General features: G+C 64.6%; 18 protein-coding genes and 1 tRNA gene. 16 read left to right on the top strand and 3 right to left on the bottom strand.

All coding sequences use genetic code 11. The features are described from left to right. Window positions 1–2 precede the first annotated feature (2 nt). The gene (pyk, locus tag ACE5CZ_RS08695) at window positions 3–1,448 is read left to right on the top strand and encodes a pyruvate kinase (RefSeq protein ID WP_374946933.1); all 1,446 of its coding nucleotides are present in this window, start codon (window positions 3–5) and stop codon (window positions 1,446–1,448) included. Window positions 1,449–1,557: 109 nt separating this feature from the next. After that, complete coding sequence (locus ACE5CZ_RS08700) at window positions 1,558–2,256, top strand: DJ-1/PfpI family protein (protein WP_374946972.1); 699 nt, start codon at window positions 1,558–1,560, stop codon at window positions 2,254–2,256. A 56-nt stretch (window positions 2,257–2,312) separates the two neighbouring features. Here ACE5CZ_RS08700 and ACE5CZ_RS08705 read toward each other — a convergent pair. Then, window positions 2,313–2,395, bottom strand: a tRNA-Leu gene (locus ACE5CZ_RS08705). 40 nt (window positions 2,396–2,435) lie between these two features. On the opposite strand from ACE5CZ_RS08705, the gene ACE5CZ_RS08710 reads away from it, so the two are divergent. Next, the gene (locus ACE5CZ_RS08710) at window positions 2,436–3,041 is read left to right on the top strand and encodes an ANTAR domain-containing response regulator (protein WP_374946934.1); all 606 of its coding nucleotides are present in this window, start codon (window positions 2,436–2,438) and stop codon (window positions 3,039–3,041) included. 90 nt (window positions 3,042–3,131) lie between these two features. On the opposite strand, the gene ACE5CZ_RS08715 is transcribed toward ACE5CZ_RS08710, so the two are convergent. Further along, the gene (locus ACE5CZ_RS08715) at window positions 3,132–3,551 is read right to left on the bottom strand and encodes a PaaI family thioesterase (RefSeq protein WP_374946935.1); all 420 of its coding nucleotides are present in this window, start codon (window positions 3,549–3,551) and stop codon (window positions 3,132–3,134) included. Between the two features lie 58 nt (window positions 3,552–3,609). Here ACE5CZ_RS08715 and polA point away from each other — a divergent pair, with 58 nt between their 5' ends. The 6 genes from polA to coaE all read left to right on the top strand — a co-directional run bounded on the left by polA (window position 3,610) and on the right by coaE (window position 11,837). Beyond that, on the top strand, window positions 3,610–6,300 hold the full coding sequence (gene polA / locus ACE5CZ_RS08720; RefSeq protein WP_374946936.1) for a DNA polymerase I: 2,691 nt from the start codon (window positions 3,610–3,612) through the stop codon (window positions 6,298–6,300). Window positions 6,301–6,361: 61 nt separating this feature from the next. Further along, window positions 6,362–6,925 carry a hypothetical protein gene (locus ACE5CZ_RS08725; protein ID WP_374946937.1) on the top strand — a complete coding sequence of 188 codons (564 nt, stop codon included), beginning with the start codon at window positions 6,362–6,364 and terminating at the stop codon, window positions 6,923–6,925. After that, on the top strand, window positions 6,922–8,622 hold the full coding sequence (locus tag ACE5CZ_RS08730; RefSeq protein WP_374946938.1) for a DUF885 domain-containing protein: 1,701 nt from the start codon (window positions 6,922–6,924) through the stop codon (window positions 8,620–8,622). Before ACE5CZ_RS08725 ends, ACE5CZ_RS08730 begins: the two co-directional genes overlap by 4 nt. Further along, window positions 8,619–9,497, top strand: coding sequence for a thioredoxin domain-containing protein (locus tag ACE5CZ_RS08735; protein ID WP_374946939.1), 879 nt, complete (start codon window positions 8,619–8,621; stop codon window positions 9,495–9,497). The genes ACE5CZ_RS08730 and ACE5CZ_RS08735 overlap by 4 nt, the downstream gene beginning before the upstream one ends. A gap of 162 nt (window positions 9,498–9,659) precedes the next feature. Continuing rightward, on the top strand, window positions 9,660–11,114 hold the full coding sequence (gene rpsA / locus ACE5CZ_RS08740) for a 30S ribosomal protein S1 (protein ID WP_374946940.1): 1,455 nt from the start codon (window positions 9,660–9,662) through the stop codon (window positions 11,112–11,114). A 93-nt stretch (window positions 11,115–11,207) separates the two neighbouring features. Beyond that, window positions 11,208–11,837, top strand: coding sequence for a dephospho-CoA kinase (coaE, locus tag ACE5CZ_RS08745; RefSeq protein ID WP_374946941.1), 630 nt, complete (start codon window positions 11,208–11,210; stop codon window positions 11,835–11,837). Here the strand turns inward: coaE and ACE5CZ_RS08750 are convergent, their stop codons facing one another. Continuing rightward, window positions 11,838–12,866: a 6-phosphofructokinase gene (locus ACE5CZ_RS08750; RefSeq protein ID WP_374946942.1), complete on the bottom strand. Its 1,029-nt coding sequence runs from the start codon at window positions 12,864–12,866 to the stop codon at window positions 11,838–11,840. Between the two features lie 79 nt (window positions 12,867–12,945). On the opposite strand from ACE5CZ_RS08750, the gene uvrB reads away from it, so the two are divergent. From uvrB to ACE5CZ_RS08785, 7 genes are all read left to right on the top strand, one after another. Continuing rightward, window positions 12,946–15,015 carry an excinuclease ABC subunit UvrB gene (gene uvrB, locus ACE5CZ_RS08755; protein WP_374946943.1) on the top strand — a complete coding sequence of 690 codons (2,070 nt, stop codon included), beginning with the start codon at window positions 12,946–12,948 and terminating at the stop codon, window positions 15,013–15,015. Then, a complete protein-coding gene (locus tag ACE5CZ_RS08760; RefSeq protein ID WP_374946944.1) occupies window positions 15,012–15,341 on the top strand; it encodes a PaaI family thioesterase in 330 nt (109 codons plus the stop codon). Before uvrB ends, ACE5CZ_RS08760 begins: the two co-directional genes overlap by 4 nt. Before the next feature lie 73 nt (window positions 15,342–15,414). Further along, window positions 15,415–18,282, top strand: coding sequence for an excinuclease ABC subunit UvrA (uvrA, locus tag ACE5CZ_RS08765; RefSeq protein WP_374946945.1), 2,868 nt, complete (start codon window positions 15,415–15,417; stop codon window positions 18,280–18,282). 2 nt (window positions 18,283–18,284) lie between these two features. Beyond that, window positions 18,285–20,186 (top strand): excinuclease ABC subunit UvrC, encoded by a 1,902-nt coding sequence (uvrC, locus tag ACE5CZ_RS08770; RefSeq protein ID WP_374946946.1) that lies wholly within the window; start codon window positions 18,285–18,287, stop codon window positions 20,184–20,186. Between the two features lie 44 nt (window positions 20,187–20,230). Further along, entirely contained in the window at window positions 20,231–21,106 is an 876-nt protein-coding gene (gene rapZ, locus ACE5CZ_RS08775) for an RNase adapter RapZ (RefSeq protein ID WP_374946947.1), read from the top strand. 72 nt (window positions 21,107–21,178) lie between these two features. Continuing rightward, the gene (gene whiA, locus ACE5CZ_RS08780) at window positions 21,179–22,156 is read left to right on the top strand and encodes a DNA-binding protein WhiA (protein WP_374946948.1); all 978 of its coding nucleotides are present in this window, start codon (window positions 21,179–21,181) and stop codon (window positions 22,154–22,156) included. 131 nt (window positions 22,157–22,287) lie between these two features. Next, window positions 22,288–22,914: a superoxide dismutase gene (locus ACE5CZ_RS08785; protein ID WP_374946949.1), complete on the top strand. Its 627-nt coding sequence runs from the start codon at window positions 22,288–22,290 to the stop codon at window positions 22,912–22,914. Window positions 22,915–22,933: the final 19 nt, after the last annotated feature.

Consider the following 22,933-nt stretch of genomic DNA (forward strand, 5'->3'; position numbering starts at 1 on the left):
CGATGAGACGCGCAAAAATCGTGGCCACCCTCGGCCCGGCAACCTCCAGTTACACCGACATCCGGGCGATCATCGACGCCGGTGTCGATGTCTGCCGCATGAACCTGAGCCATGGAACCTACGACGTGCACGAGGGCATCTACGCCACGGTGCGTCAGGCAGCGGCCGACTCGGGCCGGGCCGTCGCCGTGCTGGTCGACCTGCAGGGTCCCAAGATCCGCCTCGGCAAGTTCGAGGGCGGCCCCTACTATCTCAATGAAGGCGACATCTTCACCATCACGATCGACGACGTCCTCGGAACGAAAGAGCTCTCGGGTACGACGTTCAAGGGCCTTCCGCAAGACGTCAAGCCCGGCGACTTTCTGCTCATCGACGACGGCAAGGTCAAGGTCGAGGTCGTCGCCTCCGATGACCGCACGGTCACCACGAAGGTGATCGTCGCCGGCAATGTCTCGAACAACAAGGGCATCAACCTGCCCGGGGTCGCGGTCAACGTGCCGGCCCTGTCGTCGAAAGACGAGGCCGACCTGCGCTGGGGCCTGAAGCTCGGCGCCGACCTCATCGCCCTCTCCTTCGTTCGCGACGCGAAAGACGTCGAGCGGGTACACGAGATCATGGCCGAAGAGAACCGCCGCGTTCCCGTCATCGCCAAGATCGAGAAGCCGCAGGCGGTCGACAACCTCGAAGAGATCATCGATGCATTCGACAGCATCATGGTCGCCCGCGGAGACCTGGGCGTCGAGCTTCCCCTCGAGGCGGTTCCGATTGTTCAGAAGCGAGCGATCGAGCTGTCACGACGCATGGCCAAGCCGGTCATCGTGGCCACGCAAATGCTCGAGTCGATGATCTCCAGCCCGATCCCGACCCGCGCCGAGACCTCAGACGTCGCCAACGCCGTCCTCGACGGTGCCGACGCCGTGATGCTGAGCGGCGAGACGAGTGTCGGCGAGTACCCGGTCATCACGGTGCAGACCATGGCGCGGATCGTCGAATCCACCGAGATCCACGGCCTCGACCGCATCCCGGCGCTCGGCACGAAGCCGCGAACCCAGGGCGGCGCCGTCACGCTCGCAGCAGAAGAGGTCGCCAACTTCGTCGAGGCGAAGTTCGTGGTCGTCTTCACCGAATCGGGCGACTCCGTGCGTCGTATGTCGCGCCTGCGGTCGAAGATTCCCATGATCGGCCTCACTCCCGAAGACGGAATCCGCGACCGCATGGCCCTCACCTGGGGTGTCGAGTCGTATCTCACCGAGCGTGTCAAGCACACCGATCAGCTCATGGTGCAGGTCGACGACGTGCTTCTCGGAAGAGAGCTTGCAGACATCGGCGACAAGGTGGTCGTGATCAGCGGATCGCCCCCCGGAAAGTCGGGCACGACGAACGACATGCGCATCCATGTCGTCGGATCGGCCCACAACCCGACCAAGCCCGAGGTCATCGAGAACTAGCAGTAACGCCGCGTGCAGTGTCGACTCTCCTTCCTGTCGAGGCCCGGTGGGAGAGTCGGGCGTGATTTACGAACTCTGAAGGGCGAAAGAAATTCTGGTGAGTACTCCGATGCGATTTGTCGCCTTACTGTTTCCGAACGTGACTCAGCTCGATCTGACCGGCCCGGTTCAAGTGTTCGCCGGATTGCCGAACGCGACGATCGATCTCGCGTGGCACCGGATCGAACCCGTAGAAACCGATGCCGGATTCTCGATCATGCCGACCACTACATTCGGCGAAGCGCCCCAAGCCGACATCCTCATGATTCCGGGCGGCCAAGGCGCGTTCGAGTTGATGGACGACCCTGTGGCGATTGACTTCATCCGTCGCCAGGCCGAGGGCGCCCGTTACGTCACGAGTGTCTGCACGGGTGCTTTTGTGCTGGGCGCCGCGGGGTTGCTCGACGGTCGCCGCGCAACTACCCACTGGGCGTCACATTCGATGCTCGACATGTTCGGTGCCATACCGGTGCACGACCGAGTGGTTCGCGACGGCAACGTGATCACCGCCGGAGGGGTGACAAGCGGAATAGACTTCGCGCTCACCGTCGCGGCGGAGGTCTATGACGAGCAGACGGCGCGAGCCGTGCAGCTCACCCTGGAGTACGACCCCCGCCCGCCGTTCGACTCGGGCTCGCCCTCTCGTGCGGAGGCCGACCACGGTCAGGTCACGCGCATGATCGACGAGGCGAAAGCCAGCCGAGAACCGTTGGTGGCACGGGCCGTGTCACGCCTCCGAGCAGACGTCAACACGCAGGGACGAAACTAACGCACTCGTGCTGTGGCGATCGGACTCGACAGCGCGAGAGACGCAATCACAGGTAGTACCGGTGGTGGGACTCGAACCCACAAGCCCTTTCGGACAGCGCATTTTGAGTGCGCCGCGTCTGCCATTCCGCCACACCGGCTCGTTCACGTGCTGGCATCAGAATACCGTAGGCTTGCAGAGTGTCAGACCAAGAAACCACACCCGTCGCGCCCCGTCGCGTTGTCGTTGCAGAAGACGAATCGCTGATCCGTCTCGATATCGTCGAGATTCTCCGTGACAACGGTTTCGAGGTCGTCGGCGAAGCCGGTGACGGCGAAACCGCCGTGGCCCTCGCCACAGAGCTGCGTCCCGACCTGGTCATCATGGATGTCAAGATGCCCCAACTCGATGGCATCTCGGCCGCCGAGCGCCTCAGCAAGGGACACATCGCCCCCGTGGTGCTCCTGACCGCGTTCAGCCAGAAAGAGCTCGTCGAGAGGGCCACCGAGGCCGGCGCCCTCGCCTACGTCGTCAAGCCGTTCACGCCGAGCGACCTGCTTCCCGCGATCGAGATCGCTCTTTCGCGCTACGCCCAGATCATCACGCTCGAGGCCGAGGTCGCCGACCTGGTCGAGCGGTTCGAAACCCGCAAGCTCGTCGACCGGGCCAAAGGGCTGCTCAACGAAAAAATGGGCCTGACCGAGCCCGAGGCTTTCCGCTGGATCCAGAAGGCGTCGATGGATCGCCGGCTCACCATGCACGATGTCGCCCTCGCGATCATCGAGCAGCTCAGCGCCAAGAAATAGTGCCGGCCCTGTCGTCCAACCGTTCCGAGTTCGCAACGGGATTTCCGACAGCGTCGCTCAGTTCTACCGGGCGATGACCTCGAACTGAGTTCAGCTCTTCGTGTCGATGATCATGTTCGTGATCCGGATCGTCGAGCAGCGCCGACCCTGATCGTCGTCGATCGCGATCTCATGCGTTGTCAGCGTGCGCCCCAGGTGGATGGGCGTGCAGACGGCGGTCACGATGCCGGATCGAGCCGATCGGGTGTGCGACGCGTTGATCTCGATGCCTACGGCGAGACGGTCGGGGCCCGCGTGCAGATTGGCCGACATCGAGCCGAGCGATTCGCCGAGCACGACGTAGGCGCCTCCGTGAAGCAGATTCGCCGGCTGCCTGTTGCCCTCGACCGGCATCGTGGCCACCGCGCGTTCGAGCGAGAACTCGACGAACTCGATGCCCATCTTCGCTGCGAGTTCGCCCGCACCTCTCTCGCGGATCCAGCCGAGCGCATCCACGGAGTCTTCAGTCATGATCGCCTTCGAAAGCTGGAGCCCGGCCGCCGTCGGAGGCGGCTTGTAGGCTGGGGTGGTGTCGGATTCAGAAAAGCCTACCCTCCTCGTCGTCGACGGCCACTCGCTTGCTTTCCGGGCGTTCTACGCTCTTCCCGTCGACAGTTTCCAGACTCGCGACGGGCAGCACACGAACGCCATCCACGGCTTCATCGCCATGCTCATCAACCTTCTGAAAGCCGAGAAGCCGACCCACATCGCCGTCGCGTTCGACATCTCGCGGTTCTCGTTCCGCACGCGTGAGTACCCCGACTACAAGGGCACCCGGGGCGAGACCCCGCCCGAGTTTAAGGGTCAGATTCCTCTTCTCGAAGAGGCGCTGCACGCCATGAACATCACCACGGTCTCGAAAGAAGACTACGAAGCCGACGACATCCTCGCCACGCTCGCCCGACAGGGCGAAGAGCAGGGTTACCGCGTCTTCGTCGTCTCCGGCGACCGAGACAGCATCCAGCTGATCCGACCCGATGTGACCCTGCTCTACCCGTCGGCGATGGGCGTCTCCCAGCTCACGCGGTACGACGCAGAGAAGGTCTTCGAGAAATACGGGGTGCAGCCGCACCAGTATCCCGACATCGCCGCGCTCGTGGGCGAGACGAGCGACAACCTGATCGGGGTCGACAAGGTCGGCCCGAAGACAGCCGCCAAGTGGCTCAACCTGTACGGCAGCCTCGAGGCGATCATCGAACGCCGCGACGAAATCAAGGGCGTCGTCGGCGACAAGTTGCGTGAGCAGTACGAGAACGCGGTGCGCAACAGAAAGCTCAACCACCTTCTGACCGATGTCGAGCTGCCGGTCGGCCCGGCCGACCTCGAGCGCAAGCCCATCGACGAGCAGGCCCTGCGAGAGGTCTTCGGCCGGCTCGAATTCCGCACGCTCCTCGACCGCGTGCTCAAACTCGACGGCCAGGGTGCGGCACCGGATGCGTCGGCCGCCCCCGGGGCGGCGGGTCCGCAATCCGTTCCCGCTACGATGACTGCACCGACCCCGGCAGCGCTCCTCGACGAAGAGCTCGAACTCTGGCTGACGCGGGCACAGAAAAGCAGTCCCGACGGGTTGGCCGTGTCGATCGAAGAGCAGGGAGGAGTGCCCATAGGCATCGGAGTCGCATCGGCGACCGAGAGCCTGTTTGTGCCCTGGAGCGCGGGCAGCCTCGACTACACGGCGCTGGAGTCCTGGCTGGCGAGCGACTCCCCGAAGATCATGCACGGCGCAAAAGAGCAGATCAAGGCTCTTCGCCGCGCCGGGCTGACCGTGTCGGGGCTGCGTTTCGATGTCACGATCGCCGCGTGGCTCGTCCGCCCCGATTCCTCGGCCGACCGCTCACTGGCCGAGCTCGTCGACCGAACCCTGGCCGAAGTGCTTCCCTCGCCCGATCCGAATCAGCTCGTGCCCGACGACGACTCCGATGTCGGACCAGCCACCGAGGCATGGTACGTCTGCCGCGTCGCCGCCGCCCAGAGGGCCTCCCTCGACGACCGCACGATGCGGGTGCTCACAGACATCGAGATCCCCACGCTGATGGCGCTCGTCGACATGGAGCTCTTCGGCATCACCGTGAGCCACGACGAGCTCTCCGAGCTCTCGACCGAGCTGGCGGCCACGGCCACGGGCCTCGCCACCGATGCTTATGAGATCATCGGCGGCGAGATCAACCTCGGATCGCCGAAGCAGGTGCAAGAAGTGCTGTTCGACCGCCTCTCGATGCCCAAGACCCGAGCCACGAAGACGGGGTACTCCACAGATGCCGGCGCCCTCGCCGATCTCCAGGCATCCAGCCCGCATCCCTTCTTGGGCCTGCTGCTGCAACACCGCGACGCCACGAAGCTTCGCCAGATCATCGAGACCGTCGACAAGGCCATCGCGCCCGATGGCCGGGTGCACACCCGCTACGTGCAAACGGGCTCCAGCACGGGGCGCATCTCCTCGACAGACCCGAACCTGCAGAACATTCCCGTGCGCGCAGAAGAAGGCCGTCGCATCCGGCACGCCTTTCAGGTGGGCGAGGGGTTCGAGACGCTTCTCACCGCCGACTACTCGCAGATCGAGATGCGCATCATGGCGCACCTCTCGGGCGACGACGGCCTCATCACTGCGTTCACCGAAGGTGAAGACCTGCACCGGTTCGTCGGGGCACACGTGTTCGGCGTCGAGCCTGCAGACGTCACGTCGGCCATGCGCACGAAGGTGAAGGCCATGTCGTACGGCCTCGCGTACGGCCTCAGTGCGTTCGGCCTCTCCAAGCAGCTGCGCATCGAGTCGAGCGAAGCCAAGAAGCTCATGTCCGACTACTTCGAGCGTTTCGGCGCCGTGCGGGATTTTCTTCGCAACGTCGTGCTGCAGGCGAAAGAAGACGGGTACACCGAGACGATCTTCGGCAGGCGGCGTCCCTTCGCGAACCTCAACAGCGCCAACAGGGTGCTTCGAGACAACGATGAACGCGCAGCCCTGAACGCGCCCATTCAGGGAACCGCGGCCGACATCATCAAGATCGCGATGATCAACATCGCTCACGACCTGAACGAGCAGCAACTCGCCTCCCGCATGCTGCTGCAGGTGCACGACGAGCTCGTCTTCGACGTGGCTCACGGAGAATGGGAGACCCTGTCGGGCATTGTGACCGCACGCATGAGCACCGCGGCCGAGCTCAGGGTTCCGCTCGAGGTGCAGGTGGGGCGAGGGGCCAACTGGAACGACGCCGCTCACTGATCCGCGCGGTCGCAGTCGCGACACCATTCGGACACCCTCAGTACGCCCGCACGACACCCCGGTGGCCGAGACTGTCGATGTGACGACGACGGCGAGCATCGTGTTCTCATCGTTCACCTCTGCCGCAGACCCCATGCCCCGGGCGTGGTCGAGGTTTCGCGATCAGCTGACGTCGACCGATCAGCGACCCGTGGATGGACTCGCCGATCCGCAGTCCGGGTCCGTGTGCGTATGGCGCCTCCTCGCAAGCAACAATCGTGAACTCGCACGCAGTGCCGTGCTCTACCGATCATTCGACGATGCCCGCGCCGCCGTCTTCGCAGCACGCCTCCCGCGACAGGACTTCGAGATCCGATCGGTGCACGGACCGAACGCGGGCACGCACGGATGGTTCGCCCAGGAACCGGATGGGTCGCCCCTGATGACCTGCGGTCGGTGGTACGGCGCCCATGCCGCGAGCGTGGATGCCGCCCAGCACTCGATCGAGGCTTTCTGCCTCGCGACGGTGCTCGCCGAGGGCCCTCGGCGACTGTCCCCCGATAGGCGACGATCGGTCCGCGAGCCGGCGACCGCTCGTGCGCACGTCGAGCCCCTGTCGGAGGGGATCGTTAGGCTGAAGGCATGATCGCTTCCGCCACGCCTCCCGCGCGCACACCCACAGAGATCGACGCGATCGCCGAGGCCTGGGTCGACACGCTTGTTCGTCTTGAGCCCACCCTCGGCACCTACATCGGCCGCCTCGAAGCGAATTCCCGGATCGGCGACCTGTCGCCGTCCGGCCACGATCTCTTCATGGCCGAGGTCCGACGAACACAGTCCCGGCTCGCCGAGGCGGTACCGGTCGACGACGTCGATCGGGTCACACACCTCGACCTCGGCAGTTCACTCCAGCTCGCCATCGAGAGTGCCGACGTCGGCCTCCACCTGCGCGACCTCAACGTCATCGCCTCGCCTTCCCAAGACATCCGTGAGGTGTTCGATCTGATGCCGACAGACACGGCGGCAGATTGGCAGGTCATCGACACCCGCCTCCGTGCCGTGCCCGATGCGCTCGCCGGCTACGTCGAGACGCTGCGGCAGGGAATCACCGAGAACATAGTGCCGGCCAGGCGTCAGGTCATCGAGGTTCTGGCGCAGGCGCGCAAAAATGCGTCCCACGACGGCTTTTTCGCCACCCTTCCCACCGGCGCTCCCCCCGAATCCGCGACGGATTCGCTGATCGATGCGGCTGCCGTCGCGGCAGGCGGATACACGCAGTTCGCAGATTTTCTCGAAAACGAACTCCTGTCGTCGGCAACGCCCGTGGATGCGGTGGGCCGGCAGATCTACGCGCTGCGGTCGCGCCAGTTCCTGGGCGCCACGATCGATCTCGACGAAACCTACGAGTGGGGGATCACCGAGCTCGCACGTATGACGCGTGAACAGGAGGCCATCGCCGACGAGATCCTGCCCGGCGCATCCGTGCACGAAGCCATCGCGCACCTCGACGCCGACGACACGCGAAAACTTCGCGGCACCGATGCTCTCAAGCGATGGATGCAGGAGACGAGCGACCGCGCGGTCGACGAGCTCTCGCGCAGCCACTTCGACATCCCCGACGAGATCCGCGCCCTGGAGTGCATGATCGCGCCCACAGACGAAGGCGGCATCTACTACACGGGTCCGACTGACGACTTCTCTCGTCCCGGGCGCATGTGGTGGTCGGTGCCCGCGGGCGTCACCACGTTCGACACCTGGCGCGAACTCACGACGGTCTACCACGAGGGCGTTCCCGGACACCACCTGCAGATCGGTCAGGCCGTCTACAACAGGGCCACGTTGAACACCTGGCGCCGCCAGCTGGCGGGATCGTCCGGGCATGCCGAGGGATGGGCACTCTACGCCGAGCGCCTGATGCACGAACTGGGCTACCTCGACGATCCGGCCGACAGGCTCGGCATGCTCGACGGCCAGCGCATGCGGGCGGCCCGGGTAGTGCTCGACATCGGCGTGCACCTCGGCAAAGAGCGCCCTGATGGCGGCGGCGTGTGGGACGCCGACTATGCACTGGAGTTCATGCGGGCGAATGTCAACATGGATGACGCGTTCATTCGCTTCGAGGTGAATCGCTACCTCGGCTGGCCCGGACAGGCGCCGTCGTACAAGGTCGGCCAGCGCATCTGGGAACAGCTCCGAGACGACTATCGGTTGCAGCGGGGCGACGCGTACGACGCCAAGGAGTTCCACCGAAGGGCCCTCGACCTGGGCGGGGTCGGGCTCGACACCCTGCAGCGGTTTCTGCTGGTCGACGCGCCGAAAGCGTCCGAAAAAGCCGTGTCATGACCGACTCCACACCCGCCGGCTGGTACCCCGAGCCCGATTCCTCGCGTGAGCGCTGGTGGGACGGCAGAGCCTGGACCGACCAGACGCAGGATCGTGCGCCGTCACCGGCGCCGGCGACGGCACGAACCGCCCGACCGATCTGGCCCTGGATCCTCGGCGGGTCGGCAGTAGTCGTGGTGGCGATCGCCGTAGTGACGGTACTGATCCTCACCAGCGTTCTCGGTTCGCTTGTGCGCTCCTCGACAAAAGATGACGGCGCTTCCCGAAAGTCATCGGCTTCGTCGGCGGCGCCCGGCGGAGCGACGGGCGACGGGATCGTACTCGGCTCCGGGGGAGACGATGCCGTTCGTGTCGTCACCTACATCGACTACTTCTGTCCATTTTGCGGCCAGTTCGAGGCCACCAACGCCAGGCAGCTGTCGGATTGGGTGGAGAGCGGCGACGTCGTACTCGAGGTGCATCCGATCGCCATCCTCGACCGCTCGTCGCTCGGAACGAAGTATTCCACCCGCGCCGCCAATGCTGCCGCCTGTGTGGCCGACTCGGCACCCGATCGATTCGCATCGTTCAACGCGTTGTTGTTCGAAAATCAACCCGAAGAGAACACCGAGGGATTGAGTGACGCCGATCTGATCGGTCTCGTCGACGAGGCCGAAGCGCTCGAAGGAACCGGTGTCGCCGACTGCATCGACACGGGCCGGTTCATCGACTGGGTGACAGACGCGACAGCCCGGGCGCTGAAGGGTCCCCTTCCGAACTCCGACGTCGACACGCTCTCCGGCACGCCCACCGTCATCGTCGACGGCGTGCAGTACTTGGGCGGCCTCGACGATCCTGAGGAGTTCGCCGACTTCGTGCTTCGAGGCGAGAGCTGAAGCCCCTCGACGTGTTGCTGAGCGCGGATTCACGGGGCTAGAATGACTTGGCACGTTTTGTGCCATCCCATCCGCTCGCCGTCGGCAGAGCAGTCCTGCTCGAAATCCTCGAACTCGTCTGTCGTCGGCCTGATATATGTCCATCCTGGAGCATTTACTTTTATGACAATCGCAACGACCGACAGAGTAGCCAAGCAGGTCGCAATCAACGACATTGGCTCGGCAGAAGACTTTCTCGCCGCGGTCGAAAAGACACTGAAGTTCTTCAACGACGGAGACCTCATCGAGGGCACCGTTGTAAAGATCGACCGCGACGAGGTTCTCCTCGACGTGGGCTACAAGACCGAGGGTGTCATTCCCTCGCGCGAACTCTCCATCAAGCACGACGTCGACCCCACCGAGGTCGTCAAGGTCGGCGACCTGGTCGAGGCCCTCGTCCTTCAGAAAGAAGACAAAGAAGGCCGCCTGATCCTCTCCAAGAAGCGCGCTCAGTACGAGCGTGCGTGGGGAGACGTCGAGAAGATCAAAGACGCAGACGGTGTCGTCACCGGTAGCGTCATCGAGGTCGTCAAGGGTGGACTCATCGTCGACATCGGACTCCGAGGCTTCCTGCCCGCGTCGCTCATCGAGCTTCGCCGCGTGCGCGACCTCACGCCCTACCTGGGCCAGGAGATCGAGGCCAAGATCCTCGAGCTCGACAAGAACCGCAACAACGTGGTCCTGTCGCGTCGCGCCCTTCTCGAGCAGACCCAGTCCGAGAGTCGCACCACGTTCCTCAACAACCTCCAGAAGGGACAGGTCCGCAAGGGCGTCGTCTCGTCGATCGTGAACTTCGGTGCATTCGTCGACCTGGGTGGGGTCGACGGACTGGTCCACGTCTCCGAACTCAGCTGGAAGCACATCGAGCACGCATCCGAGGTCGTCGAGGTCGGCCAGGAGGTCACCGTCGAGATCCTCGAGGTCGACCTCGACCGCGAGCGTGTCTCCCTGTCGCTCAAGGCGACGCAGGAAGACCCATGGCAGGTCTTCGCCCGCACCCACGCAATCGGACAGGTTGCCCCGGGTAAGGTCACGAAGCTGGTTCCCTTCGGCGCATTCGTTCGCGTCGCCGAGGGCATCGAGGGTCTCGTGCACATCTCCGAGCTGTCGGGCAAGCACGTCGAACTCGCCGAACAGGTCGTCTCGGTCGGCGACGAGGTCTTCGTCAAGGTCATCGACATCGACCTCGAGCGTCGCCGCATCTCACTGAGCCTCAAGCAGGCCAACGAAGGCGTCGACCCCGAGGGCACCGAGTTCGACCCGGCCCTCTACGGCATGCTCACCGAGTACGACGACCAGGGAAACTACAAGTTCCCCGAGGGCTTCGACCCGGAGACGAACGAGTGGCGCGAGGGCTTCGAGACCCAGCGCGAGAAGTGGGAGCAGGACTACGCTGCGGCCCAGGCTCGCTGGGAGGCCCACAAGAAGCAGGTTGCCACGAGCAACGCCGAGGTCGCTACGGGCGACGGCGCCAGCGCTGGTTCAACCTTCTCGAGCGAGTCGACCGGAGCCGGCACGCTTGCCGACGACGAGACCCTCGCCGCGCTTCGCGAGAAGCTGTCGAGCAGCAACTCCTAAGTTGCACCGCAGAACGGCCGTCCTTCGGGGCGGCCGTTCCGCCGTTAAGGAACACACGGGAAAGCGATGGCACCTCGCAGCTAGCATTGAATCATGTTCATCGTGGGCCTCACCGGCGGAATCGCGTCAGGAAAATCTACTGTGGCCCGGCGACTCGTCGAGCACGGCGCCGTGCACGTCGACGCGGATGCCATCTCCCGCGAGGTCGTCGACGAATCCACCCCCGGACTGGCGGAGGTCGTTCGCGAGTTCGGTACCTCGGTTCTTGCCGCCGACGGCTCGCTCGACCGGGCGGCGCTGGGGGGCATCGTCTTCGCCGATCCCGAGGCCCGCATCCGTCTCGAGGGCATCGTGCACCCGCGTGTGCACGCGCGCACGGCGGAGCTGATCGCCGAGGCCGGGGCCGCAGATGCCGCGGCGGTCATCGTCTACGACGTTCCGCTCCTCGTCGAGGCCCGCCGGGAGCTCCGGTTCGACCTCATCGTCGTGTGCGAAGCGCCTGCCGAGGTGCGCATCGAGCGGCTGCTCGCGCACCGCAAAATGACCCGCGGCGAGGCAGAACGGCGCATCGCGGCGCAGGCCACCGACGCCGAGCGGCGCGCCGTCGCCGACGTCGTCATCGACACCTCGTCGTCGCTGCAGCACACCCTCGACTCAGTTGACGAGCTGTGGATCGACCTGGCCGTACGGGCCGAGGACAGGGCGCGCGTCGATGAGAACTGACTAGCCGAACAGCAGGGCGGCCTCGTCGTAGCGGTGCTGCGGAACGGTCTTGAGCTTGCCGAGGGCCTCGGCGAATCCGACGGTGACGATCTCCGTGCCCTTGAGTGCGACCATCTGCCCCCAGGCCTTGTCGCCGATGATGTCGCTTGCGGCCATGCCGAGGCGGGTCGCGAGCACGCGGTCGTAGGCGCTCGGAACGCCTCCGCGCTGAATGTGTCCGAGCGTCGTGGCCCGGGTCTCTATGCCGGTGATCGATTCGATCAGGGGGGCGATCCGCTCGCCGATGCCCCCGAGTCGCGGCCGGCCGAACGCATCCAGGCCCCGCTCGGAATGCGGGTCGTCCATGCTGTCGGGCATGAAGCCCTCGGCCACGACGACCAGCGGAGCGCGGCCGCGATCGTACGCGCTCTGCACCCACTCGCACATCTGCTCGACGCTCGTCTTCTGTTCGGGAATGAGGATCGCGTGCGCCCCGGAGGCCATGCCCGAGTGCAGGGCGATCCAGCCCACGTGCCGCCCCATCACCTCGGCGACCATGCAGCGGCTGTGCGACTCTCCGGTCGTGCGCAGGCGATCCATGGCGTCGGTGGCGATCTGCACCGCCGTGTCGAACCCGAAGGTGTAGTCCGTGGCATCGAGATCGTTGTCGACCGTCTTGGGAACCCCGACGATCTTCAATCCGGCATCGGTGAGCCGCTTCGCCGCCGCGAGGGTTCCCTCGCCGCCGATGGCCATGATCGCATCGATTCCCAGGCGTTCCATGTTGGCGGTGATGTTCTCCGGTCCGCCGTTCTCGCCTTCGAACGGGTTGGTGCGCGACGTACCGAGAATGGTGCCGCCCTGCTTGGCGATGCCGCGGATGTTGTGGCGGGTGAGTTCCATGATGTCGGCGTTGACGACACCCCTCCAGCCGTCGCGGAACCCGACGAACTCCTGGCCGTTGATCTCGGTGCCTTTCAGAACTGCGCCGCGGATGACCGCGTTGAGTCCGGGACAGTCGCCGCCCGAGGTGAGAATGCCGATGCGCATGGCGCCGCTCCTGTTCGAAAGAATCCGTTTCCGCTGCCAGGCAGGGACCAGTGTCACTACCCCGACCTAAACTTATTGCATGGAACCCACCCGCTCCGTCCACCCCTTCGAAGTCGTCAGTGAATACACTCCGAGCGGCGACCAGCCCACCGCGATCGCCGAGTTGACGGCTCGCATCAACGCGGGCGAGACCGACGTGGTGCTCCTCGGCGCAACGGGCACTGGCAAGTCGGCGACGACGGCCTGGCTCATAGAAGCGGTTCAGCGCCCCACTCTCGTTCTGGCGCACAACAAGACCCTCGCGGCCCAGCTCGCGAACGAGTTTCGAGAGCTCATGCCCAACAACGCGGTCGAATACTTCGTGTCGTACTACGACTACTACCAGCCAGAGGCCTACGTTCCCCAGACGGACACCTTCATCGAGAAAGACAGTTCAATCAACTCCGAGGTCGAGCGCCTGCGGCACTCGACCACCAACTCGCTCCTGAGCCGACGCGACGTCGTGGTGGTATCGACGGTCTCGTGCATCTACGGCCTCGGCACCCCCGAGCAGTACATGAACGCCATGATCGCGCTGCAAGTCGGCCAGCGCATCGACAGGGACTGGCTCATCCGCAAGTTCGTCTCGATGCAGTACAACCGCAACGACATCGATTTCTCGCGCGGCAACTTCCGCGTGCGCGGCGACACGATCGAGATCATTCCCCAGTACGAAGAGCTGGCCATCCGCATCGAGATGTTCGGCGACGAGATCGAAGCCCTCTACAGCCTGCATCCGCTCACCGGCGACATCGTGCGCAAGCTCGACTCCGTCTCCGTCTTTCCGGGCTCCCACTACGTCACCGACACCGATGTGATGCAGCGCGCGATCGGCACCATCCAAGACGAGCTCGAACTCCGCGTCGGCCAACTCGAGAAAGAGGGCAAGCTCCTCGAGGCGCAGAGGCTGCGCATGCGCACCACCTTCGACCTCGAGATGATGCAGCAGATCGGATTCTGCTCCGGCATCGAGAACTACTCCTGGCACATGGATGTGCGGCCGCCGGGGGCGGCCCCGCACTGCCTCATCGACTACTTCCCCGACGATTTCCTCGTGGTCATCGACGAGTCCCACGTGACGGTGCCCCAGATCGGCGCGATGTACGAAGGCGACTCGTCGCGCAAGCGCACCCTCGTCGATCATGGATTCAGGCTTCCGAGCGCCCTCGACAATCGTCCGCTCAAGTGGCCGGAGTTCAAGGAGAGGGTCGGCCAGACGGTGTACCTCTCGGCCACCCCGGGTAAATATGAGATGGGGATCGCAGACGGCGTCGTGCAGCAGATCATCCGCCCGACAGGCCTGATCGATCCCGAGATCGTGATCAAGACATCCACCGGCCAGATCGACGACCTGCTCGAAGAGATTCGAGTGCGTGCCGGCAGAGACGAGCGCGTTCTCGTCACCACGCTGACGAAGAAGATGGCAGAAGAGCTCACCGACTTCCTGGGTGAACACGGGGTGCGGGTTCGCTACCTGCACGCAGACGTCGACACCCTGCGCCGTGTCGAACTGCTCACCGAGCTCAGGGCGGGGCTCTACGACGTGCTCGTAGGAATCAACCTGCTTCGTGAGGGACTCGACTTGCCCGAGGTGTCGCTCGTCGCCATCCTCGACGCCGACAAAGAGGGATTCCTGCGGTCGTCGACCTCCCTCATCCAGACGATCGGTCGAGCGGCGCGAAATGTGTCCGGACAGGTCATCATGTACGCCGACAAGGTGACCGACTCGATGGCCTTCGCAATCAGCGAGACGACGCGCAGGCGCGAACTGCAGGTGGCCTACAACTCAGAGCACGGCATCGACCCGACCCCGTTGCGCAAGCGCATCGCCGACATCACCGACGTGCTCGCCCGTGAAGGCGCCGACACGGCGCAACTGCTCGCGGGCCGTGACAACTCGAAGAAGAAGTCGCCCACTCCCAACCTGCGCCGGGAGGGTATCGCCGCCGAGGGAGCGAACCAGCTCGAGGCGATCATCGCCGATCTCAACGAACAGATGCTCCAGGCGGCCGGTGAACTCAAGTTCGAACTGGCCGCGCGACTGCGCGACGAACTCGGAGATTTGAAGAAAGACCTGCGGCAGATGTCGGCAGCCGGGCATCTCTCGTGACCGACGCCGTCGCGCCGTCGCGCCGCCGGGTCGTCGAGTGGCAAGACCCGCACATCGGGGCCGCCGAAGCGAGAACACTCGGCGGGCTCGAGTATCTGAACGCCATGATCGCGGGCCGCATCCCGCCACCCCCGATCGCTGTGCTCATGAATCTCGAACTCGTCTCTGCGAGCCGCGGAACGGCCGTCTTCACCTGCTCTCCCGACGAGTCGGTTTACAACCCCATCGGCGCGGTTCATGGCGGTTTCATGCGCACCGCGCTCGATTCCGACGTCGGGCGCACCGTGGCGACCGCATCGAGCACCCTGCTCGTCTTCGACGTGTAGCACACTGGTTCCCGCGCCTCCGCCGTCAGCAGAACCGGGACGGAGCGTCGGTGGCCGCACATAGACTTTCGAGGTGTCAGTTTCGAAGGTAGATTCCTCCAACGTCCTCAGCGTCCACGGCGCCCGCGTCCACAATCTTCACGACGTGAATCTCGAGATCCCCCGGGACTCGCTCGTGGTCTTCACGGGTCTCTCCGGGTCGGGCAAGTCTTCCCTCGCCTTCGATACGATCTTCGCTGAGGGGCAGCGTCGCTACGTCGAGTCGCTTTCTGCCTACGCTCGACAGTTTCTCGGGCAGGTCGACCGCCCCGACGTCGACTTCATCGAGGGGCTCAGCCCCGCCGTGTCGATCGACCAGAAATCGACGAACCGCAACCCTCGCTCGACAGTCGGCACGATCACCGAGATCTACGACTACATGCGGCTGCTGTGGGCACGCATCGGAATTCCGCACTGTCCGATCTGCGGAGAACCGATCAAGTCGCAGACCGTGCAGCAGATCGCCGACCAGCTCATGGAGCTCGAAGACGGCATCCGCTACCAGGTCGCCAGCCCCGTGGTCTCGCAGAAGAAGGGCGAGTTCGTCGACCTGTTCTCAGAACTCGCCGCCGCAGGCTACTCGCGTGCGCTCGTCGACGGCGAGGTCGTTCAGCTGAACGATCCGCCCAAGCTCAAGAAGCAGGTCAAGCACGACATCTCCGTCGTCGTCGACCGGCTCGTCGCGGGGCCCGACATCCTGAGCCGACTCACCGATTCGCTCGAGACGGCCCTGCGGCTCACCGACGGCCTGGTGCAGATCAACTACGTCGACTCCGAAGGCCCGGATGCCTGGCAGACCTTCTCCGAGAAGCTCTCGTGCCCGAACAATCACCCCATCGCCCTCACCGAAATCGAACCGCGCACCTTTTCGTTCAACGCGCCGTTCGGTGCGTGCCCCGAGTGCTCGGGCCTCGGCACCCGCATGTCGGTCGATTCCGATCTGCTGCTGGGAGACCACGACCTCAGCATCGCCGAGGGAGTCATCGTTCCGTGGACCACCCAGGGAAAGGGGCTCTTCAGCTACTACGAGAAGCTTCTTCACGGGCTCTCCCGTGACCTCGACTTCTCGTTGAAGACCCCCTGGGGCAAACTGAGCGACGAAGTGCAGAACGCGGTGCTCCGCGGCAACAACTTCGAGGTCAAGGTTCGCTGGAAGAACCGCTACGGCCGCGAAGTGAGCTACTCCTCGGGATTCGAGGGTGTCGTTCCCTACATCGAACGGCAGTTCTTGCAGGCAGAGACCGACACCCAGCGCGCGCGCTGGTCGGAGTTCCTCCGAGAGATACCGTGCCCTGTCTGCAACGGCAAGCGCCTCAAGCCCGAGGTGCTCGCGGTCACAGTCAACGGCCGCAGCATCGCCGACGTCACCGACATCTCGCTGACCGACGCGCAGACGTTCATGCACGACGTCGTCCTTACAGATCGAGAAGCGGCGATCGCGGCCCAGGTGCTGCGCGAGATCAGACTGCGCCTCGACTTTCTGATACAGGTCGGCCTCAATTATCTCAACCTGGCCCGAGCCGCCGCATCGCTGTCCGGGGGCGAGGCCCAGCGCATCCGTCTCGCCACCCAGATCGGCTCGGGGCTCACGGGGGTGCTCTACGTTCTCGACGAACCGTCGATCGGATTGCACCAGCGAGACAACCGGCGCCTCATCGAGACGCTGGTCAAGCTTCGAGACCTCGGAAACACCCTCATCGTCGTCGAGCACGACGAAGACACCATCCGCACGGCCGACTGGATCGTCGACATCGGTCCGGGGGCGGGCGTGAACGGCGGAGAGGTCGTCCACTCCGGGTCGTACGCAGACCTCCTCACCAACACCAGATCGCTCACCGGCGACTATCTCTCCGGTCGCAAGGAGATCGAGATTCCGGCGACACGGCGTCCCCTCGACCCCGAGCGTCAGATCACCGTCATCGATGCCGAAGCGAACAACCTGCGCAAAGTCACGGTCGATTTTCCCCTCGGCACCTTCGTCGCCGTCACCGGAGTGTCGGGTTCCGGCAAATCGTCGCTGGTGAACGACATCCTCTACCGGGTGCTCGCGAACAAGCTCAATGGTGCTCGCAAGATTCCCGGCAAGCACAAGAGGGTCACGGGTCTCGAGAACCTCGACAAGGTCGTGCACGTCGACCAGAACCCCATCGGTCGCACTCCGCGCTCCAATCCGGCGACCTACACCGGAGTCTTCGACCGCATTCGCAACCTGTTCGCCGACACGGCCGAGGCCAAGGCCCGCGGCTACCTGGCCGGTCGTTTCAGCTTCAACGTGAAGGGCGGGCGGTGTGAGGCGTGCTCGGGCGACGGAACCATCAAGATCGAGATGAATTTCTTGCCCGACGTCTACGTCAAATGCGAAGTCTGCCAAGGGGCGCGCTACAACCGCGACACTCTGAGCGTGCACTACAAGGGCAAGAGCATCTCCGAGGTTCTCGATATGCCCATCACCGAGGCCGCAGAGTTCTTCGAGCCGATCGGCGCCATCCACCGCTTCTTGAAGACGCTCGTCGACGTCGGGCTCGGATACGTGCGACTCGGCCAGAGCGCCACGACCCTGTCAGGGGGAGAGGCCCAGCGGGTGAAGCTCGCGACCGAGCTGCAGAAGCGCTCCAACGGCCGCACGGTCTACGTGCTCGACGAGCCCACGACGGGCCTGCATTTCGAAGACGTCCGCAAGCTCCTCCTGGTGCTCAACGGCCTGGTCGACAAGGGCAACACCGTCATCGTGATCGAGCACAATCTCGACGTCATCAAGAGCGCCGACTGGCTGATCGACATCGGTCCGGAGGGCGGGGCCGGCGGTGGCCGAATCTTGGCGACCGGCACGCCCGAGCAGCTGGCGAAGGTGAAGAAGAGCCACACCGGTTTCTTCCTCAAGGAGATCCTCGAGGCGAAGTAGACATGGTTCGAACCTCTCCAGACACTGTTCCGTACCGCCCCAAGGCGGGGGAGATCCCCACCCAGCCGGGCGTCTACCGCTTTCGTGACGCAACCTCTCGGGTGCTCTATGTAGGCAAGGCGCAGAACCTGCGCGCCCGGCTGAGCAACTACTTCGCGCCTTTGCGCAGCCTGCACGAACGAACGCGTCGCATGGTGACGACGGCGGCCTCGGTCGAATGGACCGTCGTGGCAAGCGATGTCGAGGCATTGCAACTCGAGTACACGTGGATCAAGGAATTCGATCCGCCGTTCAACGTGAAGTTCCGTGACGACAAGACGTACCCGTTCATGGCGATCACGCTGGCCGACGAGGCACCGCGTGTCATCGTGACGCGCAACACCCGCATCCCGGGTGCGCGCTACTTCGGCCCGTATCCGAAGATCTGGGCGGTGCGCGAGACTATCGAGCTCATGGTCAAGGCCTTCCCGATCCGCACCTGCTCGGACTCGAGCTACAAGAAGGCCATGCAGTCCGGGCGACCGTGCTTCCCTGGCCAGATCGGCCGGTGCGGCGGACCCTGCTCGCACAAGGTCACAGTCGAGGAGCACCGCGCCATCGTCGACGACTTCGTGGCATTCATGGCCGGGGGAGACAACCGCTTCGTCACCGAGGTGACCCGCAAGATGAAAGAGGCCGCCGCCGGGCAGCAGTACGAGGCGGCCGCCACCTACCGCGATCAGTTGCAGGCTTTGGACGCCGTGCTCGAGAAAAGCGCCGTCGTACTGAGCGACAATGTCGACACCGATCTCTTCGGGGTCGAGCACGACGAACTCGCGGCCGCGGTGCAGCAGTTCATCGTTCGGGGCGGCCGCATCCGCGGTGTGCGCGCCTGGGTCGTCGACAAGGAGCTCGATCTCAGCACCGCCGAACTCGTCGATTCCATCCTGCAGGCCGCCTACGACGGCACCACGATCCCGCCCCGCGAGATCATCGTGCCCGAGCTGCCCGAAGACAAGGCCGAGCTCGAGACGTGGCTCGGCGGCCGCCGAGACAAGGGCAAGGTGAGCCTCCGCACGGCCCAACGCGGCGAGAAGGCGGCGCTGATGCAGACCGCCAGAATCAACGCCATGAATGCGCTGCAGCTCTACAAGACGAGGCGCAGTGCTGATTTCGTCGCCCGCAGCCAGGCCATGACCGACATCCAAGAGGCGCTCGGCATGCCGGATGCGCCCTTGCGCATGGAGTGCTTCGACGTGTCCCATCTCGGCGGAACCAACATCGTCGCATCCATGGTCGTCTTCGAAGACGGGCTTCCCCGAAAAGACCAGTACCGACGGTTCACGATCGCCGAATCCACCGACGACACCGACTCGATCCACCAGGTGGTCACGCGGCGTCTCGCGTACCTCCGCGAAGGAACAGAGAGAAGCGAGTCCGATTCGGCGTCGAAGAAGTTCTCGTACCCGCCGAACCTCCTCGTCGTCGATGGCGGCCAGCCGCAGGTGCAGGCCGCCGCGCGTGCCCTCCGCGAGTCCGGCGTCGACGGGATATTTCTCTGCGGGCTCGCCAAGCGGCTCGAAGAGATCTGGCTGCCCGACAGTGATTTTCCGGTCATACTGCCCCGGGGCAGCGAGGCGCTCTTCATGCTGCAGCGGCTGCGCGATGAGGCCCACCGGTTCGCCATCATCCACCAGCGCACCCGGCGCAAGCGCGACATCGCGTCGATTCTGGGCGAGATCCCGGGGCTCGGCCCGAGTCGGGTGAAGCGCTTGCTGACCCACTTCGGGTCGGTGTCGCAACTGCGACAGGCTCAACCGGATGCGATCGCATCCGTTTCCGGCGTCGGTCCGATTCTCGCGAAGACGATTTTCGCACACCTCCATCCAGATGGACCGGCGCTCGTCTCCGAGCCTCGCCGCTAGGCTAGACGTTCACCCCCGGCAGCACTCTTCACGAAGGCGAACCCATGACTGACGCTCCACTTCCCCAAGAAGTGCTGATAGTCACGGGAATGTCGGGAGCCGGCCGATCGACCGTCGCGAATGCCCTCGAAGACCTGGGTTGGTACGTCGTCGACAACCTGCCGCCGCAGATGCTGCGGCCCCTCGTCGACCTCGCCGAGAAGGCCGGTTCGACGCTTCCCCGCATCGCTGCCGTCGTCGATGTCCGGGGGCGCGACTTCTTCGGCGACCTCCAAGAGATCATCCATTCGCTCCGCTCGGGCAGCCAGCTTCGCGTTCTCTTTCTCGAAGCGACCGACTCGGCCCTGGTGCGGCGATTCGAACAGGTGAGGCGCCCGCACCCCCTGCAGGGCGACGGAACACTTCTCGACGGCATCGAGCGCGAGCGGGTGCGCCTGCACCCCATCCGCGAGTCGAGCGACATGGTCATCGACACGTCGGATCTCAACATCCACCAGCTCGCCACGCGTATCGCCGAGGGGTTCTCCACCACCGATACCCCCGGTGTGCAGGTCACTCTGATGAGCTTCGGCTTCAAGTACGGCACCCCCACCGATGTCGACTCGATCGCCGACGCCCGATTCCTGCCCAACCCGTTCTGGATCCCGGAGCTGCGCGCCCATACCGGACTTGACAGCGAGGTCAGCGACTATGTCCTCGCTCAAGACGGCGCAGCAGAGTTCCTCGAGTCATACGCGACCTCCCTCAAACCCGTCCTCGCCGGATACCAACGCGAGAACAAACGGCACGCCACCATGGCGATCGGATGCACGGGGGGCAAGCACCGTTCCGTCGCCCTCACCCGTGCCCTCGCAGACCGGCTGGAGTCGTACCCCGGCGTCGTCGTCAACGTCAAGCATCGCGACCTCGGTCGCGAATAATACCGACCGTTCTCGCCTACGGATGCCACGAGCATCCTGGCGAGATCGGCCACACGAACGAATGGATAGAGATTGGCCCTCACCGCCGATGTCAAAGAAGAACTGACCCGCGTCGTCGCCAAGAAGACGACCCTCCGGGCAGCCGAACTGGCGACCATCCTGCGGTTTTCCGGTGGCCTGCACCTGATTTCGCACCGCATCGCGATCGAGTCCGAGCTCGACACTCCCGAGCTCGTGAAGCGAGTCCGCCGCGACCTAGCCGAGCTCTACGGAATTCGCGGCGAAGTGTCGCACGTGTCGGCCACAGGCGCCAAGCGCAATGGATCGTATCTCGTGCGCGTCATCGATGGCGGCGAGACCCTCGCCAGGCAGACAGGCCTGCTGGATGCGCGGCGCCGCCCGATCCGCGGGCTCCCGAACCGCCTCACGACGGGGTCCCAAGAAGAACTGTCCGCCGTCTGGCGGGGCGCGTTCCTCGCAAGCGGCACCCTGACCGATCCTGGACGGTCGGCTGCCCTCGAGATCACCTGCCCCGGCAACGAGTCCGCCATGGCCCTCGTGGGTGCCGCTGCCCGCCTCCACGTGCAGGCGAAGGCCCGCGAGGTCAGGGGAGTGCACCGTGTGGTCATCCGCGACGGCGAAGCAATCGCGCGGATGCTCTCGCTCATGGGTGCCGCAGACGCCGTCTCGCGGTGGGAAGATCTGCGCCAGCGCCGCGAGGTTCGGGCCACGGCGAACAGGCTCGTCAACTTCGACGACGCGAACCTGCGTCGCTCGGCGCAGGCCGCAGTCGCCGCCTGCTCCCGGGTCGAGCGCGCACTCGAGATCCTCGGGGCCGACGTGCCGCCCCACCTGAAGTATGCGGGCGATCTGCGGCTGAACTTCCGCGATTCCAGCCTCGATGAGCTCGGTCACCACGCAGACCCGCCGATGACCAAGGATGCGATCGCCGGGCGTATTCGACGGCTCCTCGCCATGGCCGACAAACAGGCGAGCGACCTGGGAATACCGGGCACCGACGCGAATCTGCCGCCGGATCTCGACGACTGAACTGAAGATCCCGGGCAATCGCGAGGCGCGAGGAAGTTTTCAGGGCGCTGTCCGTTGACCTCAGTAGACTGATCAGGTCACTCACAGCCGCCCGAGTTTTTCGGAGCGGCGCCTTATTCGAGGAGATATCAATGGCTGACTACACCCTTCCTGAGCTCGCGTACGACTATTCGGCGCTCGAGCCCAGCATCAGCGGCACGATCATGGAGCTTCACCACTCCAAGCACCATCAGGCTTACGTGACCGGGGCCAACACCGCCCTGGCGCAGCTTGCGGAGGCTCGCGACTCCGACAACCTCGGCGCGGTCAACAAGCTCGAGAAAGACCTTGCCTTCAATCTCGGCGGCCACGTCAATCACTCGATCTTCTGGACGAACCTGTCGCCGAACGGCGGAGACAAGCCGGTCGGCGAACTCGCTGCTGCGATCGACGAGTTCTTCGGTTCATTCGAGAAGTTCCAGGCCCACTTCACCGCCACGGCTCTCGGAGTCCAGGGATCGGGCTGGTCGGTGCTCGCCTGGGACAGCATCGGGCAGCGCCTGATCATCCAGCAGTTCTTCGACCAGCAGTCCAACTTCGCAGCCGGCACCGTCCCCCTCCTGATGCTCGACGTCTGGGAGCACGCCTACTACATCGACTACAAGAACGTCCGTGCCGACTACGTCAAGGCATTCTGGAACATCGCCAACTGGGAGAACGTGGCTACGCGCTTCCAGACGGCCCGCGAAAAGACCTCGGGCCTCCTGCTACTGTCGTAGCGACGACGGCGTGTCGGGC

The organism is Agreia sp., assembly GCF_964263775.1.
Taxonomy (GTDB): Bacteria; Actinomycetota; Actinomycetes; order Actinomycetales; family Microbacteriaceae; genus Agreia.

Coding starts and splice junctions, on each gene's coding strand:
- pyk (WP_374946933.1), top strand. CDS start 3: ATGAGACGCGCAAAAATCGTGGCCACCCTCGGCCCGGCAACCTCCAGT.
- ACE5CZ_RS08700 (WP_374946972.1), top strand. CDS start 1,558: ATGCGATTTGTCGCCTTACTGTTTCCGAACGTGACTCAGCTCGATCTG.
- ACE5CZ_RS08715 (WP_374946935.1), bottom strand. CDS start 3,551: ATGACTGAAGACTCCGTGGATGCGCTCGGCTGGATCCGCGAGAGAGGT.
- ACE5CZ_RS08730 (WP_374946938.1), top strand. CDS start 6,922: ATGATCGCTTCCGCCACGCCTCCCGCGCGCACACCCACAGAGATCGAC.
- ACE5CZ_RS08735 (WP_374946939.1), top strand. CDS start 8,619: ATGACCGACTCCACACCCGCCGGCTGGTACCCCGAGCCCGATTCCTCG.
- rpsA (WP_374946940.1), top strand. CDS start 9,660: ATGACAATCGCAACGACCGACAGAGTAGCCAAGCAGGTCGCAATCAAC.
- coaE (WP_374946941.1), top strand. CDS start 11,208: ATGTTCATCGTGGGCCTCACCGGCGGAATCGCGTCAGGAAAATCTACT.
- ACE5CZ_RS08750 (WP_374946942.1), bottom strand. CDS start 12,866: ATGCGCATCGGCATTCTCACCTCGGGCGGCGACTGTCCCGGACTCAAC.
- uvrB (WP_374946943.1), top strand. CDS start 12,946: ATGGAACCCACCCGCTCCGTCCACCCCTTCGAAGTCGTCAGTGAATAC.
- uvrC (WP_374946946.1), top strand. CDS start 18,285: ATGGTTCGAACCTCTCCAGACACTGTTCCGTACCGCCCCAAGGCGGGG.
- rapZ (WP_374946947.1), top strand. CDS start 20,231: ATGACTGACGCTCCACTTCCCCAAGAAGTGCTGATAGTCACGGGAATG.
- ACE5CZ_RS08785 (WP_374946949.1), top strand. CDS start 22,288: ATGGCTGACTACACCCTTCCTGAGCTCGCGTACGACTATTCGGCGCTC.